At 68.5% G+C, this 16,768-nt stretch carries 17 protein-coding genes; 11 read left to right on the forward strand and 6 right to left on the reverse strand.

Features of this window, described 5'->3' with window-relative positions:
- Positions 1 to 12 precede the first annotated feature (12 nt).
- Positions 13 to 996, forward strand: coding sequence for a 2-oxoglutarate and iron-dependent oxygenase domain-containing protein (locus WDN01_11285; protein MEJ0026600.1), 984 nt, complete (start codon positions 13 to 15; stop codon positions 994 to 996).
- 363 nt (positions 997 to 1,359) lie between these two features.
- On the opposite strand, the gene WDN01_11290 is transcribed toward WDN01_11285, so the two are convergent.
- Together WDN01_11290 and WDN01_11295 are read right to left on the reverse strand one after the other, a co-directional pair.
- Positions 1,360 to 2,091: an SDR family oxidoreductase gene (locus tag WDN01_11290; GenBank protein MEJ0026601.1), complete on the reverse strand. Its 732-nt coding sequence runs from the start codon at positions 2,089 to 2,091 to the stop codon at positions 1,360 to 1,362.
- 72 nt (positions 2,092 to 2,163) lie between these two features.
- Positions 2,164 to 3,117 (reverse strand): aspartyl protease family protein, encoded by a 954-nt coding sequence (locus WDN01_11295; protein ID MEJ0026602.1) that lies wholly within the window; start codon positions 3,115 to 3,117, stop codon positions 2,164 to 2,166.
- A 198-nt stretch (positions 3,118 to 3,315) separates the two neighbouring features.
- Here WDN01_11295 and WDN01_11300 point away from each other — a divergent pair, with 198 nt between their 5' ends.
- From WDN01_11300 to WDN01_11320, 5 genes are all read left to right on the forward strand, one after another.
- On the forward strand, positions 3,316 to 3,876 hold the full coding sequence (locus WDN01_11300; GenBank protein ID MEJ0026603.1) for a carboxymuconolactone decarboxylase family protein: 561 nt from the start codon (positions 3,316 to 3,318) through the stop codon (positions 3,874 to 3,876).
- Positions 3,876 to 4,673 carry an SDR family NAD(P)-dependent oxidoreductase gene (locus tag WDN01_11305; protein ID MEJ0026604.1) on the forward strand — a complete coding sequence of 266 codons (798 nt, stop codon included), beginning with the start codon at positions 3,876 to 3,878 and terminating at the stop codon, positions 4,671 to 4,673. The genes WDN01_11300 and WDN01_11305 overlap by 1 nt, the downstream gene beginning before the upstream one ends.
- 86 nt (positions 4,674 to 4,759) lie before the next feature.
- On the forward strand, positions 4,760 to 5,953 hold the full coding sequence (locus WDN01_11310; GenBank protein ID MEJ0026605.1) for an acyl-CoA dehydrogenase family protein: 1,194 nt from the start codon (positions 4,760 to 4,762) through the stop codon (positions 5,951 to 5,953).
- A complete protein-coding gene (locus WDN01_11315) occupies positions 5,950 to 6,759 on the forward strand; it encodes an enoyl-CoA hydratase/isomerase family protein (protein MEJ0026606.1) in 810 nt (269 codons plus the stop codon). Before WDN01_11310 ends, WDN01_11315 begins: the two co-directional genes overlap by 4 nt.
- A gap of 141 nt (positions 6,760 to 6,900) precedes the next feature.
- Complete coding sequence (locus WDN01_11320) at positions 6,901 to 8,484, forward strand: NAD(P)/FAD-dependent oxidoreductase (GenBank protein MEJ0026607.1); 1,584 nt, start codon at positions 6,901 to 6,903, stop codon at positions 8,482 to 8,484.
- Positions 8,485 to 8,667: 183 nt separating this feature from the next.
- Here WDN01_11320 and hemN read toward each other — a convergent pair whose 3' ends face one another.
- The gene (gene hemN, locus WDN01_11325; protein MEJ0026608.1) at positions 8,668 to 10,005 is read right to left on the reverse strand and encodes an oxygen-independent coproporphyrinogen III oxidase; all 1,338 of its coding nucleotides are present in this window, start codon (positions 10,003 to 10,005) and stop codon (positions 8,668 to 8,670) included.
- A gap of 195 nt (positions 10,006 to 10,200) precedes the next feature.
- Here hemN and WDN01_11330 point away from each other — a divergent pair, with 195 nt between their 5' ends.
- Entirely contained in the window at positions 10,201 to 10,839 is a 639-nt protein-coding gene (locus WDN01_11330) for an OmpW family outer membrane protein (protein MEJ0026609.1), read from the forward strand.
- A 15-nt stretch (positions 10,840 to 10,854) separates the two neighbouring features.
- Positions 10,855 to 11,127 carry a hypothetical protein gene (locus tag WDN01_11335; GenBank protein MEJ0026610.1) on the forward strand — a complete coding sequence of 91 codons (273 nt, stop codon included), beginning with the start codon at positions 10,855 to 10,857 and terminating at the stop codon, positions 11,125 to 11,127.
- Here WDN01_11335 and WDN01_11340 read toward each other — a convergent pair.
- On the reverse strand, positions 11,124 to 11,699 hold the full coding sequence (locus WDN01_11340; protein MEJ0026611.1) for an exopolysaccharide biosynthesis protein: 576 nt from the start codon (positions 11,697 to 11,699) through the stop codon (positions 11,124 to 11,126). The two genes, WDN01_11335 and WDN01_11340, sit on opposite strands and share 4 nt — an antisense overlap.
- A gap of 260 nt (positions 11,700 to 11,959) precedes the next feature.
- Between WDN01_11340 and dusA the strand changes: the two genes are divergently transcribed.
- Complete coding sequence (gene dusA, locus WDN01_11345; GenBank protein ID MEJ0026612.1) at positions 11,960 to 12,949, forward strand: tRNA dihydrouridine(20/20a) synthase DusA; 990 nt, start codon at positions 11,960 to 11,962, stop codon at positions 12,947 to 12,949.
- A gap of 52 nt (positions 12,950 to 13,001) precedes the next feature.
- Positions 13,002 to 13,850 carry a sulfite exporter TauE/SafE family protein gene (locus tag WDN01_11350; GenBank protein MEJ0026613.1) on the forward strand — a complete coding sequence of 283 codons (849 nt, stop codon included), beginning with the start codon at positions 13,002 to 13,004 and terminating at the stop codon, positions 13,848 to 13,850.
- Between the two features lie 100 nt (positions 13,851 to 13,950).
- On the opposite strand, the gene WDN01_11355 is transcribed toward WDN01_11350, so the two are convergent.
- Together WDN01_11355 and WDN01_11360 are read right to left on the reverse strand one after the other, a co-directional pair.
- Complete coding sequence (locus WDN01_11355) at positions 13,951 to 15,444, reverse strand: phosphomannomutase/phosphoglucomutase (protein MEJ0026614.1); 1,494 nt, start codon at positions 15,442 to 15,444, stop codon at positions 13,951 to 13,953.
- A 49-nt stretch (positions 15,445 to 15,493) separates the two neighbouring features.
- The gene (locus WDN01_11360; protein ID MEJ0026615.1) at positions 15,494 to 15,697 is read right to left on the reverse strand and encodes a hypothetical protein; all 204 of its coding nucleotides are present in this window, start codon (positions 15,695 to 15,697) and stop codon (positions 15,494 to 15,496) included.
- A 174-nt stretch (positions 15,698 to 15,871) separates the two neighbouring features.
- Here WDN01_11360 and cobA point away from each other — a divergent pair, with 174 nt between their 5' ends.
- Entirely contained in the window at positions 15,872 to 16,738 is an 867-nt protein-coding gene (gene cobA, locus WDN01_11365) for a uroporphyrinogen-III C-methyltransferase (protein ID MEJ0026616.1), read from the forward strand.
- Positions 16,739 to 16,768 lie beyond the last annotated feature (30 nt).

Raw genomic sequence — 16,768 nt, forward strand, 5'->3', positions numbered from 1 at the left:
ATAGGTTACGCCATGTCGCGAGCGCTTCCCATCATCGACGTTTCGCCCCTGTTCGGCACCGATGCCGCCGCGCGCGGCGCGGTCGCCGATGCCATCGGACGGGCGTGCCGCGACAACGGCTTCTTCTATGCGACCGGACATGGCGTCGACCCCGCGAGCCTCGACCGCCTGGCGCGCGAGTTCTTCGCGCTGCCCGAGGACGAGAAGCTCAGGATCGCCATGGCGCGCGGCGGGCGGGCCTGGCGCGGGTTCTTTCCCGTGGGCGGCGAACTGACCTCGGGCAAGCCCGACCGCAAGGAAGGAATCTATTTCGGCAGCGAATTGCCGGAGCACGACAGCCGCATACGGGCCGGCGTGCCAATGCACGGCGCAAACCAATTTCCGGCGCGGCCCTCCGGGATGCGCGCGGCGGTGCTCGATTATCTCGACGCCAATACGCGCGCTGCGCATGCGATCCTGGAAGGGATCGCGCTCAGCCTCGGGCTGGGTGCGCAATATTTCCGCGACCATTACACCGCCGATCCGACCGTGCTGTTCCGCATCTTCCACTATCCGCCGGACGCGCCGGGATCGCTGCAATGGGGCGTCGGCGAGCACACGGACTACGGCCTGCTCACCCTCCTGGCGCAGGACGATTGCGGCGGCCTCCAGGTGCGCGCGCCCGGGGGCTGGATCGAGGCGCCGCCGATCGCGGGCACGCTGGTGTGCAATATCGGCGACATGCTCGACCGGCTGACCGGCGGGCTCTACCGCTCGACGCCGCATCGGGCGAAGAACACCAGCGGACGCGGCAGGCTATCGTTCCCGTTCTTCTTCGATCCGGCGTTCGAGGCGGAGATCCTGCCGCTGCCGGCGCACGCGGTCGCCGCCGACGACCGCGAGACGCGCTGGGACAAGGAAAGCGTGCACGAATTCACGGGGACCTATGGCGCGTATCTCCTCGGCAAGGTCGGCAAGGTGTTTCCGGACTTGAAGAAGGACGTGATCGCTTCGTAGCGGCGCCGTTCGCGGGCCGCGATGCAAGATGCAATTGTCGGGATGTGTGAGATTTGGTGCGTGGACCGACTCGGTTCAAGACGCGCGAGAAAATTTTTCCCGATGCCGCTTTCAAGGCGGTTATCCAACAGGGGATTCACGCGGAGCCGCGGAAGATGCGGAGATTTTCAATTTGCTGCGTGGATCGATTTTCCTGCCGCGTTGCGGTGGACGATATTTTCTTTCGCTAAATTTATTTCGATGCGTCGCCACCATCCCGTTTGTCATGCCCGCGCAGCCGGGCATCCAGAGTCGCTTGCGGCCACTGGATTCCCGCCTATGCGGGAATGACGGTCTGGAATGATTTCATAGAGCGGCCTCGCCTCACGTCGTCCAGCCGCCGTCGAGCACCAGGGTCTGGCCGGTGAGGAAGCCGGCCTCGTCGCTCGCCAGATAGACGGCCGCCGCCGCCACTTCCTCGGCCCGGCCGAAGCGGCCCATGGGCTGGCGGGCGAGGAAGGCCGTCAGCGCCGCGTCCGGATCGGGCTGCGCCGCGATGCGGCCGCGCAGCGACGGCGTATCCACCGTGCCGGGACAGATCGCGTTGCAGCGGATGCCGCGCCCGACGAAATCGGCGGCGACCGATTTGGTGAGGCCGATCACGGCGGCCTTGGTCGTGCCATAGGCGCTGCGGTTGGGAACGCCGGTGATGCTGGAGGCGACCGAGGCGACGTTGACGATCGCGCCGCCGCCCCGTGCCAGCATGCCGGGCAGCGCGGCGCGCAGGGTGCGCACCATCGAGAGCACGTTGAGGTCGAAAGCGGCGGCGAAGGTCGCTGGCTGCGAGTCGAGCACCGTACCGTCCGGCACCATGCCGGCGCAGTTGAACAGCACGTCGCAGCGCGGGAGCCTTTCGAAGAAGGCATCCACCGCCGCGTCGTCGCGCACGTCCAGCCGCGCGACGCGGACGGTTCCGGACGCCAGCGTTTCGAGCGCCGCCGTGTCGATATCCGTCGCCCAGACCGTCGCACCTTCCGCGGCGAAAGCCAGCGCGGTGGCGCGGCCGATGCCGGCGCCCGCCGCGGTGACGACGGCGGTCTTGTCCTTCAGACGCAAGGCGGCACCTCTCCTGTTCGGGAAAAGAGTCGGCGGGAAGGCCGGACGAGAGTCAACCGGCCCGCGCGGAAATCAGCCGCGGTTGGCCATCATGAACTGGGCGAGCTTGAAGCGAAGCTCCTTGCGCCCGTAGTCGATGGTGACGGACGAGGTTTGGCGCAGGAAGTTCATGCCGATGAACAGGGCCGGCTTGTCGGCCAGATTCCAGACGTCGAACACCGGAAGATCGGCGATCAGGAGCACGCTGTTGACGAAGCTGACCGGGCCGAGCTTGATCCGGTCGACGAAGGTCAGGCGCCCCGCGACCGAGCCGCCGGTGACGCCGAGGAGCTGCACGACCTCCTCGTTCATGTATTTGGCGCCGTTGCGCTGCAGCGCCTGGAACAGCCGGTTGTTGCCGATGGAAATCTCCGCGCCGGAATCCACGAAGGCGAAGGCCTGGCTGCCGTCGACGGTGCAATTGACCGCGGTCAGCTTGCCGTTGGAGCCGTTGACGCGCACCAGCGTCTGGCCGCTCGGCAGCCAGTCGCTGATGAGGTCGGACGGCCGGATCAGCAGCTTGTGGTTCTGGAAATCGAAGGTGACGGCCTGGCGGTCGATCACGTCGAGGCCGAGATAGCCGTCGGCGGCGAGCCAGCTGCGCGGCAGCACGGGCACGGGGAGCGTCTGGATCCCGACGCGGCCGACGCGGAGATTGTCGAGCCGCACCGACGGCGCCAGCAGCGCGCGGGCGATGCCCTGGACGTTGACGTCGCTGCCGATGCGAAGGCCGAGCTTCTGGGCGAGCTCGTCGGCGATGACGCTGCGGTCGGCGCCGGTGTCGACCACGAAGGCGAAGGGACCCTCGCCGTTGACGAAGGTGTCGACCGTCAGGCGGTTCTGCGCGTCGGGGGCGCCCTGGATGTTCTGGGTCTGGGGGACGGGCTCCGGCGCGAGGCGCGTGCCGGTGGCGGCGCGGGCCAGGGAGGGCGCGAGCGCGAAAGCGGCACCCTGGCCGAGAAGACCTCTGCGCGAAAAGCCGGACATGGGCGCCCCCCGTGCCGGACGTCCTGCTTGGGACGACCGTCTCGTTATTCTGCCACCGCGCGCGGGCGGCGGCCGATCACACTCGCGTCAATTAGCGTCCGCAATAAGGGCCGAATCGCGGCGAAGGCCGGATTTTCGGGCGCGAATATGCGGTCCGACTGGGCTAGGCTCGGCGCAAAAGACATCCGGAGGAACAGAATGCGCCTGACCACGCCCCGCATCGCGCCGCTCGCCGACGCGGACTTGGACGACGAGCAGAAGGCGGTGCTGAAGCCGTTCGGCAGCCCGGTGTTCAACATCTTCCGCACGCTGGCGCGGGCGCCCAAGGCGCTCGACCGCTTCAACCAATGGGGCGGCTATGTGCTGTCGCGGCGCAACGACCTGTCGCCTCGCGAGCGGGAGATCGTGATCCTGCGCACCGGGTTCCTGTGCAAGTCCGGCTATGAGTGGGCCCAGCATGTGCGCATCGGCAAGCGCGAGGGGCTGAGCGACGACGAGGTCGCGCGCATCAAGCAGGGCGCGGGCGCCGGCTGGGGCGCGGCCGACGCAGCGCTGATCCGCGCGAGCGACGAGCTGCACGCCGACCAGTTCATCGGCGATGCGACGTGGAAGGCGCTCGGCGAACACTTCAGCCAGAAGCAGTGCATGGACGTGGTGTTCACAGCGGCGCAGTACACCCAGGTCTCCATGCTGCTGAACACGTTCGGCGTGCAGCTCGATGCCGGGCTGACGCTCGATCCCGATCTCAAGGCCTTCTGATGCGGCTCGCGGGCAAGACGGCGGTGGTGGTGGGGGCCGGGCAGACGCCGGGCACGACCATCGGCAATGGCCGCGCCATGGCCGTGCTGTTCGCGCGGCAAGGCGCCGACGTGCTCTGCGTCGACCGCGACGGGGCGCGCGCCGAGGACACCGCGGCGGCCATCCGCGGCGAAGGCGGGATCGCCGGCGCGATGGCGGCGGACATCGCCCGGCCCGGCGCGGCCGATGCCATCGTCGCGGCGGCCCTGGCGCGCTTCGGGCGGATCGACATCCTGGTCAACAATGTCGGGATCGGCGGCGGCGGCGATGCACCGGCGCACAGGCTCGAGGAAGCGGCCTTCGACCGCATCATGGCGGTGAACCTGAAGGCGATGTGGCTGACCGTCAAGGCCGCCCTCCCGGCGATGCGCGCGGCCGGAAAGGGCGCGATCGTCAACATCTCCTCCCTCGCCTCGATCGCGGGCGGCAATATGCTGGCCTATGAGCTTTCCAAGGCCGGCGTGAACCGGCTGACCGCGCATGTCGCGCAGTCGAACGCGCGCCACGGCATCCGCTGCAACGCGGTGCTGCCCGGCCTGATGGACACGCCGATGGCGGTCGCCGGCGTCGCGATGGAGCGCGGCACCGACGAAGCCGCGGTGCGCGCGGCGCGCGACGCGCGCGTGCCGCTGGGGGCCAAGATGGGCACGGCCTGGGACACCGCCCATGCCGCGCTGTTCCTGGCGAGCGACGAGGCAAGGTTCATCACCGGCGTGCTGCTGCCGGTCGACGGCGGCATGTCGAGCCGGATCGGCTGACGGACCTCGAGCGGTTCCGGACGGCGCATATCGGGCAGTAGCGGAAGGTTCGCGGACGTTGCGGCGCCTTCGCGCGGCGGCCTAGCATGGCGCCATCCAGAGGGATCGACGTCATGGATTTCGAGCTTTCCGAAGAACACCGCATGCTGAAGGACCTGGTGCATCGCTTCGTCGCGGACGAGCTGATGCCGCTGGAGGCCGGCGTGCTGGAGCGCGAGGCGAAGGGCCAGGGGCTTTCCATCGGGGCGAAGGAGACGGCGCGGATCGACAAGGTGTCGAAAGAACTGGGGCTGTGGGGCCTGGACGCGCCGGAGGACATCGGCGGCTCCGACCTGCCGGCCGTGGCGCTGATCGGCGTCAACGAGGAGCTGGGGCGGACCGTGACGCCCTATACGCTGCCGCCGGACTCGCCGAATCTGCGCATGCTGATGGCGACGGTGACGCCGCGCCAGCGCGAGGCCTATCTGGCGCCCTATGTGCGCGGCGAGACGGTGTCGGCCATCGGCATCTCCGAGCCCGGCGCCGGCGCCGATCCGGCGGGGATGATCACCCGCGCGGTGCGCGACGGCGAGGACTGGGTGCTGAACGGTCGGAAGATCTGGATCTCCCGCGCCGACCACGCCGACTTCACCATCGTGATGGCGGTGACCGACAGGCAAAAGGGCGCGCGCGGCGGCATTTCCGCCTTTCTCGTGGACAAGGGAACGCCGGGCTTCAATGTGCTCAGGCGCATCCCGATGATCGGCGGCGCGGCGACCTACGAGATCGCGCTGGAGGATTGCCGGGTCGAGGGCTGGAAGCTGCTCGGCGCCGAGGGCGCGGGCTTCGCGCCGATGCAGATCAGGCTCGGCACAAGGCGGCTGGAGATGGCGGCGTGGTCGATCGGCATGGCGCAGCGCGCCCTCGACATGATCTGCGCCTTCGCGCCGACGCGGGTGACCTTCGGCCAGCCCCTGTCGGAGCGCCAGGCGATCCAATGGTGGGTGGCGGACGCGGCCACCAAGATTCATGCGGCGCGGCTGATGACCTATGATTGCGCCTGGAAGCTGGACCAGGGCCGCGACGTCAGGCTCGAAATCTCCATGATCAAGGCCTTCGCGACCGAGATGGCCTACGAGATCGTCGACCGCGCGATGCAGGCGCATGGCGCGATGGGCATGACCAAGGAATTGCCGCTGCAGTTGATGCAGGCCAAGCTGCGCACCATGCGCATCTATGACGGGCCGACCGAGGTGCACAAATGGGTCGTCGCGCGCAACCTTCTGGGGGCGAAACGATGAAGGACCGCTATGGCGAGATCGCGGTGGCGCGCGACTTGACCGATGCCGCGCATCCGCGCGGGGGGCACGTCGCGGTGCTCACCATCGACCGGCCGCCGCACAATCACGTCACGGTGGACCTGATGCGCGACCTGGCCGACGCGCTCGACCATATCGACGCGGAGCCGGAGCTGCGGGCCAGCGTGCTGACCTCGGCGGGCAAGAGCTTCTGCGCCGGCGCCGATCTGGTTTCGCCGTCCGGCCTCGCCAATCCCAACGCCAAGCAGGGCATCAACGCCTTGTATGTCGAGGCGGTCCGGCTGTTCTCGGTGCGCAAGCCCATCGTGGCCGCGGTGCAGGGCGCGGCGGTGGGCGCCGGGCTGGGGCTCGCCCTGGTCGCCGATTTCCGCGTCGCGGCGCCGGAGGCGCGGTTCAGCGCGAATTTCGTCAAGCTCGGCTTTCATCCCGGCTTCGGCATCACGCATACCCTGCCGCGCATCGTCGGGGCGCAGCGTGCCGCGCTGATGTGCCTGACGGGGCGGCGGATCAAGGCGGAAGAGGCGCTCGCCTGGGGCCTCGTGGACGAGGTCGTGCCGCTGGATGAGCTGCGCGCGGCGGCGCTCCGGCTGGCGCGCGAGATCGCGGAGGCGGCGCCGCTGGCGGTGCAGGCGACGCGCGCGACGCTGCGCCGCGAACTGGCGGAGCATGTGAAGGCGCAGACCGACCACGAATTCGCCGAGCAATCGGTGCTGCGCAGGACCGCCGACTTCGCCGAAGGGGTGCGCGCGGTGGCGGAGCGGCGGGCGGGGCGGTTCACGGGGACGTAGACAAACAGCGATGCAACTCGGCTATGGTCTTGTCATGCCCGCGAAGGCGGGCATCCAGCGACCGGGCGCGTTGCCAAACCTGGATTCCCGCTTCCGCGGGAATGACAGTCTGGAATTATACCGCCCTTATTCGGTGCAGCGATGAGCGAAACGGACGTCATCGTCGTCGGCGGCGGGCATAATGGGCTGGTGTGCGCCTTCTATCTCGCGCGGGCCGGGCTCAAGGTCACGGTGCTGGAGCGGCGCGGCGTCGTCGGCGGCGCCGCGGTCACGGAGGAATTCTTCCCCGGCTTCCGCAATTCGGTCGCGAGCTACACGGTCTCGCTGCTCAATCCCAAGGTCGTGCGCGACCTGGAGCTGGCGCGCCACGGATTGAGGATCGTCAACCGGCAGGTCTCCAATTTCCTGCCCGTGAACGACCGCGACTATCTCGCGGGCACGGGCGCGGCGGAGATCGCCAAGTTCTCGGCCAAGGATGCGGAGCGGTTCGGCGCTTACAGCGCGCGGCTGGAGGCCATCGCCGACATATTGCGCGAACTGGTGCTGACGACGCCGCCCAACCTGACCGCGGACGGATGGACGGCGGCGCTGCCGGAGCTTTTGAAGAGCGCCAGCCTCGGGCGGCGGCTCACCCGTCTCGACCTGACGGGGCGGCGCGACCTGCTGTCGCTGTTCACGCAGTCCGGCGGCGACTGGCTCGACGGCTGGTTCGAGAGCGATCCGATCAAGGCGGTGCTCGGCTTCGATGCCATCGTCGGCAATTATGCCAGCCCCTATACGCCGGGCTCGGCCTATGTGCTGCTGCACCATGTGTTCGGCGAAGTGAACGGCATCAAGGGCGCCTGGGGCCATGCGGTCGGCGGCATGGGCGCCATCACCCAGGCGATGGCGGCGGCCTGCCGCGAACAGGGCGTCGATCTCCGCGTCGATTGCGCGGTGCGCGAGATCGTCGTGAAGGCCGGACGCGCCGCCGGCGTGGTGACGGAGAACGGCGAGACGCTGGGCGCGGCGCGGATCGTGTCCAACCTCAACCCCAAGCTCCTGTTCGGCAAGATGATCGATCCGGCGGTCCTGCCGGCGGATTTCCGCGAACGGATCGGACGCTATCGCAACGGCTCGGGGACCTTCCGCATGAATGTCGCGCTGGCGGGACTGCCGCGCTTTACCTGCCTGCCGGAGAACGGGCCGCATCTGACGGCGGGGATCATCATGGCGCCGAGCCTCGGCTATATGGACCGGGCCTATGCGGATGCGCGGGCTTTCGGATGGTCGAAGGCGCCCATCGTCGAGATGCTGATCCCGTCGGTGGTGGACGACAGCCTCGCGCCGCCGGGGCGGCATGTCGCGAGCCTGTTCTGCCAGCATGTCGCGCCGGAGGTGCCCGGCGGCTGGGACGCCCAGCGCGACGCGGTCGCCAAGCTGATGATCGATACGGTCGACGGTTATGCGCCGGGTTTCGCGAATTCGGTTCTCGGTTTTTCGGCGCTGAGCCCGCTCGATCTCGAACGCGTTTTCGGGCTCGTCGGCGGCGATATCATGCATGGCAGGCTCGAACTCGATCAGATGTTCTCGGCGCGGCCGGTGCTGGGGCACGGCAATTATCGGAGCCCGGTTGGCGGGCTCTATATGTGCGGCTCCGGCACGCATCCGGGCGGCGGCGTGACCGGCGCGCCGGGACACAACGCGGCGCGGGAGATCCTGAAGGATATGGGCAAGCGCCGCTAGAATCCGGGCCGCATTGGAATTCAAAAAAAAATATTGTCATGGCCCGCGAATGCGGCCACCCAGCTGAAACACACACCATCGCGATAATTCTTGAGAGCCCTCAATCGGCGGGCTCGCGCCGTCGTCACCTGGATGGCTCGCATTCGCGGGCCATGACACCTATTTCAATTTATCGAGCACAGCCTAAACCGCGACGGAATGCATGCCGGCCTTGCCCAGATAGGCATCGAACGCGGCGCAGACGATGCGGATGGCGGCCGCGTCCGGCACGCGGACATGCCAGCCCTCGACCGTCACCAGACCGTCGCGGGCGAGATTTTGCAGCTCGGCCAGCGTATCGGCGAACAGCGCGGGGGCGCGGCCGTGGCGGCGCGCGATGGCCGCGAGGTCGGCTTCGAGATCGCACATCAGCCGCTCGATCGCCTCGCGGCGGATGCGGTCGTCGTCGGTCAGCGCGATGCCGCGCGCAGCGGGAAGCGCGCCCGTCAGGAGCGCGGCGCGCCAGGCGGGCACCTCGGCGTGGTTCTGGACATAGCCCTGGGGCAGCGAGCCGATGGCGGAGGCGCCGAAGCCGATCAGGGCCGGCGCGGTGTCGGTGGTGTAGCCCTGGAAATTGCGCGCCAGCGTGCCCTGGGCCTTGGCGATCGCCATCGGATCGCCGGGCTTGGCGAAATGGTCGAGGCCGATCGCGGCATAGCCGGCGGCGAGCAATTGCGCACGTGCGGCCGCCGCCTGCGCGAAGCGTTCGTCCAGGCCGGGCAGCGCGGATTGCGGGATCAGCGCCTGATGCTTCTTGAAGCCGGGCACATGGGCATAGCCGAAGATCGCCAGCCTTCCGGGATCGAGCGCGAGCACCTGGTCTATCGTGTTCGACAGGCCTTCGACCGTCTGGTGCGGCAGACCGTAGATCAGATCGACGCTGAGCTCTTCGATGCCGTCGCGGCGCAGCAGGCGCACGCATTCGGCGGTGGTGTCGAAATCCTGCAGGCGGTTGATGGCGCGCTGCACGGCCGGATCGAAATCCTGCACGCCGACGCTGGCACGCGTGACGCCGATCTCGGCCAGGGTGCGCGAGAGCTCCGGCGTGAAGCCGCGCGGGTCGATCTCGATGGCGAATTCGGCGCCGGGCACGATATCGAAACGCGCGCGCAAGGCGGCGGCCAGGCGGCGCATGTCGCCGGGGCGAAGCATGGTCGGCGAGCCGCCGCCCCAATGGATATGCGTGGCGCGGCGTCGCGGGCCCAGGACGTCCGAGACGAGATCGATCTCGCGCAGCAGCAGATCGAGATAGCCGGCCAGCGGCGAATAGGCGTTCACCACCTTGGTATGGCAGCCGCAGAACCAGCACAGCGTGTCGCAGAACGGGATGTGGACATAGAGCGACAGCGGCGCGTCCGGATCGAGCGCCCGAAGCCAGCCGCGATAGACCGCGGCGTCGATGCCGGCATGGAAATGCGGCGCGGTGGGATAGCTCGTGTAGCGCGGCACGCGGGCGGCGAAAATCTCTTCGGCGTTCCTCATGGGGCCGACTGTGGCCCGGCGCGCCGCGGCGACCTTGATCGAGCGCAACCGCGACATCGCGCCCCATCCACAATGTGCCCGCCGTGCAACGCGGCGATGCGAAGCGGTGCGAAGGCGCGCGCCTATTGATCGCGATCAACCGGGCGCGGGCGCCGGCGCCTACCAACGAGGCCGCTGTATCAAGGAGCTGTCCTCATGCGTATCACCCTCCGCCTCGCCGCGGCCCTGCTGGCCTGCGCCGCCGCCGTTTCGCCCGCCCTCGCCGACGACGATCTCGGCGTCGCCGGTCATTTCCAGGTCCGCCTGCGCGGCCTCGCCGTCCTTCCCGATGCGAGCGCCAAGGTCACGGTCGGCGGCGTGCCGCTCGCCAGCAAGACCGACGTCACCGATTCGTTCATCCCCGAGATCGACGGCACCTATTTCATCACCGATCACATCGGCGTCGAGCTGATCGCGGGGACGACCAAGCATTCCGTGCACAATTCGGTCGCGGGCAATGTCGGCAGCGTGTGGCTGCTGCCGCCGACGCTGACCGTGCAATATCACTTCGACCCGACGGGTCCGATCCGCCTCTATGTCGGGGCCGGCGTGAACTACACGTTCTTCTATTCGGCGCACAGCGCGGGCTTTCCGCCGATCAGCTTCTCCAACAATGCGGGCTTCGCGCTGCAGGCCGGCGTCGACGTGCCGATCGGCGACGGGCCGTATTTCGTGAATTTCGACGCCAAGAAGCTGTTCCTCTCGACGACCATGAAGGCCGCGGGCGGCGCGATCCGCGCCAGCGCGGACCTCGATCCGTGGATCGTGGGTACGGGAATCGGCATCCGCTTCTGATAGGATCGCCCGGCCATGCCCTGCTGCACGCTCATCGCCTTCGTCTTGAGCCAGTGCGGCATGGCGGCCGGCGCGGTGCGGACGAGACTGTTCGGCTGGACCGCGCCCATGGCGTCGGCCGGTCTCGCGCGATTCCGCTGGCCCATACTCGCAGTTGCGCTCGTCTTCGAGATGACGATCGGCGCCGCGGCGGCGCCCTACATCTTCACCGGTTCCGGCCGGGCGGAAGCCGCGCGCTCCATCGGCGCGACCTGGCATATCTGCAAGGCGATAATCGGCGCCGGCTAGCCCAGGGCGAAGCGGGCGGCGCCCACCGCCGCCCATACCGTGCTGCCGGTGACGGCGAGCGAGGCGATGCCGGATACCGCCGCGAGGGCGAGCAGGATGCCGCTGGTCTCCAGATAGGACACCGCGATCATCGCGATGGCGAGCGCCGGCGGCACGTTGCTGAACGGCAGCGGCACCAGGAGCGTGACGGCCAGGACGACGATGAGCAGCGCGCCCAAGGGACGGCTGAGGCCGACCAGACGCTGCGCGACAGGATGGATCATCCGCTCCTGCCAGCGCAGGACGGGAAGCACGCGCTCGACCAGGCGCACGAGGTGCGGCAGCGAGATCGAGCGCGCCGCGACGTAGCGCGGCAGCCAGACGCCTTCCTGGGCGAACAGCATGGGGACGGCGAGCAGGATGAGCATCAAGCCGGCCGGCAGCGAGGCCCCGGGGATGAGCGCCGTGAGGGCCAGCATCAGCATCAGCGTCTCGCGCGCCGCGACGGGGGATTGCTTGAGCAGCCATTCGACGGTGACGACCTCGTCCGTGCCGCCGCGCACGACGCCTTCGATGATGGCCGAGGCGGGCATTCTGCCCGCAGCGGCTTGGCGTATGGAGATCTGCGTCATGATGCGGAGCCTAGGCGGGGGGCGTTAGTGGAGCGTTGCGCAGTGTCAAGAAGTTCCATGCGTATCTTTACGGATGCCGAGAGCGGCCCGGGCGCGGTTTAACCATCGCGGCGGCGATAACACGCCGACAATCCGGGCTTTCCGGGACGGCGGTTCATCGTAAACGACCGGCCCCGCGCCGGCGTTGAATCTCGCTCCCGGCTCCCATAGGTTCCCGCGCGATGCGCGCGCCCGAACCCGACCACCGCTTCTGCGTGGCACCCCTGATGGAGTGCACGGACACGCATTGCCGCGTGCTCCACCGGACGCTGTCGAAGAGCGCCCTGCTCTATACCGAGATGGTGACGGCCGAGGCCGTGCTGCGCGGCAAGCGCGAGCGGCTTTTGGGCTTCGATCCGGCCGAGCATCCCGTCGCGCTGCAGCTCGGCGGGGCGGAGCCGGCGCGGCTGGCCGAAGCGGCGCGGATCGGCGCCGAGTTCGAGTATGACGAGATCAACCTCAATGTCGGCTGCCCGTCGGACCGCGTGCAGTCGGGGCGCTTCGGCGCCTGCCTGATGCGCGAGCCGGCGCTGGTGGGCGACTGCGTCGCGGCGATGCGCGCCGCCGTGGACGTTCCGGTGACGGTCAAGTGCCGCATCGGGGTCGACGAGCAGGAGCCGGAAGAGTCGCTGCGCGCGACCGTCGCGGCCTGCGCGGCGGCGGGCGTGACGACCTTCGCGGTACATGCGCGCAAGGCGTGGCTCGAAGGGCTGTCGCCGAAGGAGAACCGCGAGGTGCCGCCGCTCGACTACGATCTCGTCTACTGCGTGAAGCGGGAGAATCCGCACCTGACCATCGTCCTCAATGGCGGGATCGGGACGCTGGACGAGGCGGAGGCGCATCTGGCGCATGTCGACGGCGTGATGCTGGGGCGCGCGGCCTATCACGCGCCGGCGATCCTGGCCGAGGCCGATGCGCGACTGTTCGGCGGCGCGCCGCGCGATGTCGATGCCGCGGTCGAGGCCTATGTCGCCTATGTGGAGCGCAAGCTCGGCGAGGGCGTGCCGCTCAACGCCATGACGCGGCACATGCTGGGGCTGTTCCATGGCCGGCCCGGGGCGCGGCTGTTCCGCCGCCACTTGAGCGAGAACGCGACGAAGAAAGGCGCCGGGGTGCAGACGCTCCGCGATGCGCTGGGCTTCCTCGGCCGCGCCGAGCGGGTGGCGGCGTAACTTGCGCGCGCCGGCGAATGCCGGTTCACTCGCGCGAGACATCGGGGACAGCATGGATTTCTTCGTGGCCGCTTCGGGCGGCGAAGTGGGCACTTTCGCGCTCGGGCTGGTGATCGCGGGCGTGGTGGGCGGACTGCTCGCCGGCCTGCTCGGCGTCGGCGGCGGCATCGTGATCGTGCCGGTGCTCTATCACGTCCTGGACCTGATGGGCGTCGATCCCGATGTGCGGATGCACATCGCGGTCGGCACCTCGCTCGCCACCATCATCCCGACCTCGCTGTCCTCGCTGCGCTCGCACAACAAGAGGGGCGCGGTGGACTGGGCCTTGCTGCGCCGCTGGGTCGTGCCGATGCTGGCGGGCGTGGTGATCGGCAGCGTGCTCGCCGGCTGGGCCAAAGGCCAGTGGCTGGCGCTGTTCTTCGCCGCCGTCGCCCTGCCGGTCGCGGTGCATATGGCATTCTGGGGCGAGACGCGGAAGATCGCCGACGGGCTGCCGGCCGGGATCGGCGGATTCCTGCTGCCCGCCGGCATATCCGGCGTCTCCACCATGATGGGGATCGGCGGCGGCACGGTCGGCGTGCCGGCGATGACGCTGTTCGGCGTGCCGATCCACCGCGCGGTGGGGACCGCGAGCGCCTTCGGCGGGATCATCTCCATTCCCGGCACCATCGGCGCGATCATCGCGGGATGGGCCGCGCCGCACCTGCCGCCCTATTCGCTGGGCTATGTGAACCTTCTGGGCTTCATCCTGATCGCGCCGGCGAGCTATCTCGTGGCGCCGCTCGGCGCGCAGCTCGCGCATACGACCGACAAGCGCAGCCTGCGCATGGTGTTCGCGTTCTTCATCGCGATTACGGCGGCGCGCATGCTGTACGACGCGCTGGGGCTGCGCTGGATTTAGTCCAGTCGAAAACCGCCAGCATCGGGCTTGGACATACCGCCTGGGTCCCCTTCCCTTCGCGATGCTGACGCATCGCTCAGCCGGGGATGACAGGCGGGGTTCAGATCTTCTGATCGTATTCGCCGACTTCGGGGTGCTTCTTCAGGCGCGCGTCGATGTCGGCGAACATGCCGCGCATGTTGGCTTCCGACTTCGGGCTCTCCACCACCACCACGAGGCTCGGCTTGTTGGACGAGGCGCGGACCAGGCCCCAGGTGCCGTCCTCCAGCGTCACGCGCACGCCGTTCACCGTCACGAGCTTGGCGATCTTCTGGCCGAGGATCGTCTCGCCCTTCTCCTTCGCCGCCTCATACTCCTTCACCATCGCGTCGACGATGCCGTATTTCTTGTCGTCGGGGCAGAACGGGGCCATGGTCGGCGAGCCCCAGGTCACGGGCAGCGAGTGCACGAGGTCCGACATCTTCTTGCCCTTGGCGCGGTCGAGCATCTCCAGCACCGCGATGCCGGCGACGATGCCGTCGTCATAGCCGCGGCCGTAAGGCGCGCAGAGATAGTAGTGGCCGCTCTTCTCGAAGCCGGCCAGCGCGCCGATCTGCTGGCAGCGGCGCTTCATGTAGGAATGGCCGGTGATCCAGTAATCGGCGGTGGCGCCGTTCGCCTTCAGCACCGGATCGATGTCGAAGATGCCCGTCGACTTCACGTCGACGACGAATTTTGCGTTCTTGTGGGCCGAAGACATGTCGCGCGCGAGCAGGACGCCGATCTTGTCGGCGAAGGTCTCCTCGCCCTTGTCGTCCACCACGCCGCAGCGGTCGCCGTCGGCGTCGAAGCCGAGCGCGATCTCCGAGCCGTTCTCCTTCAGCGCCTTGGCCATGGCGTCCAGCATGTGGAGGTCTTCGGTGTTGGGATTGTAGTTGGGGAAATTGTAGTCGGGATCGCACTGCGCCTCGGTCACCTCGGCACCGATGCGGCGGAAGGCTTCCGGCGCGAACAGGCCGGCGGTGCCGTTGCCGCAGGCGATGGTCACCTTGATCGGGCGCGACAGCTTATGGCCCTTGGTCAGTTCGTCGAGATAGACGGCGCCGAAATTCTCCACCGCGCGGTAGCTGCCGCCGGGGCGCGGCTTGAATTCCTCGCCGAGCACGATGGCCTTCAGCCGGTTGATCTCGTCGGGGCCGAAGGTCAGCGGCCTCTGGGCGCCCATCTTCACGCCGGTCCAGCCGTTCTCGTTGTGGCTCGCCGTCACCATGGCCAGGCCCGGGCAATCCAGCGCGAACTGCGCGAAATAGCCCATCGGCGTGGTGCCCAGGCCGATGTCGACGACCTCGCACCCGGCCTGCATCAGGCCGATGATCAGCGCCTGCTTGATCGACATTTCATAGGAGCGGTAGTCGTGCCCGGTCACGACCTTGGGCTTTATGCCGACCTCGTGGAAATAGGTGCCGAGCCCCAGGCCGACCGCCTGCACGCCGAGCAGGTTGAGCTCCTTCCCGAACAGCCAGCGCGCGTCGTATTCGCGGAAGCCGTTGGGCGTGATCAGCCGCTGCATCTCGTATTCGAAGGTGTTGGGCTTGAGGTCGGTGCGGATGGTCATGGCTGCTCGCGGGGGCTGGACGTGGACGGGGCGGCGGAGGGCTTCGCGGTCAGGTGCCGTCCGGCTCCGGCTCGTGCGGGCCGAGGGTGCCGTCCTTGCGCTCGAAGCGCGGATTGGCGATGTCGAAAGTGTCGAAGCCGCAATGGGGGCAGAGGCCGAAAACGTCGTCGCGCACGAAATGCGTGGTCTTGTGGCAGCGCTCGCAGCGATAGTCGCCGTCGGCGCGCACGATTTCTCCGACTTTTTCGGTCATGGCCGGCCTTCCGTTGGGAGTTGCATGTCTAACGCCCTCTGGCGATAGGACGTTGCGTGACCGTTCGGCAATAGAATTGTTCCCGGCGCGACCGTGTGACTTGCGTCACGCCCGTCCTACTTATTTCCAGGAATGCACTGTGATAGGATAATTATTACAGAATTGTGATGTGAAATGCCGAGCCCGAAAGCCCTGCACAGCGAGACGACCGCCCTGGCGGCGGCGCTGAACCTGCCCCGGTTCGAGCGTGGCTGGGTGTGGCTGGCCGGCGCGGGGCCGGGCGATCCGGGGCTGGTCACGGTGCTGGGCGCCCATGCGATCCAGAGCGCCGACGTCATTCTTTATGACGCGCTGATCGACCAGGCGCTGCTCAAGCTGGCGCGGCCGGGCGCGGAGCTGGTCTATGCCGGCAAGCGGGCCGGGGTGAAGTCGTGCCGCCAGTCCGACATCTCGCGCACGCTGGTCAGCCTCGCGAAGAAGGCCAAGCGGGTGCTCCGCCTGAAAGGCGGCGATCCCTTCGTGTTCGGGCGCGGCGGCGAAGAAGCGCTGGCGCTGGTGCGGGCGGGCGTGCCGTTCCGTATCGTGCCGGGCGTGACGGCGGGGATCGGCGGGCTGGCCTATGCCGGCATTCCCGTGACCCACCGCGACACCAACCATGCGGTGACCTTCCTCACCGGGCATGGCGCGGACGGACGGCTTCCGAAGCACGACTGGGCGGCGCTGGCCAAGGGCTCGCCGACATTGGTCCTGTTCATGGCGCGCAAACATGCGGGCGCGATCGCGGATCGGCTGATCGCGGCGGGGCGGGCGGCGGACGAGCCGGCGGCGCTGGTGAGCGATGCGGCGCGGGACGGCCAGGCCGTCGCGGTCACGACGCTGGCTGGCCTCGGCGCCGCGGCGGCGGGCGGCACGGCGCCGGCGATCATCGTGATCGGCGAGAATGTGCGGCTGCGGGACGGCCTGGACTGGATCGGCGCCTTGGCCGGAAGGCGGCTCGAACCCTGGCCGCTGGGCCGCGCGGCGCTGCGCGACGCCGGTTAAGCATAGCGTGCGGTAGCCAAGCCGGAACGC

Origin of the sequence: Rhizomicrobium sp., from assembly GCA_037200985.1 — a bacterium.
Lineage (GTDB): Bacteria > Pseudomonadota > Alphaproteobacteria > Micropepsales > Micropepsaceae > Rhizomicrobium.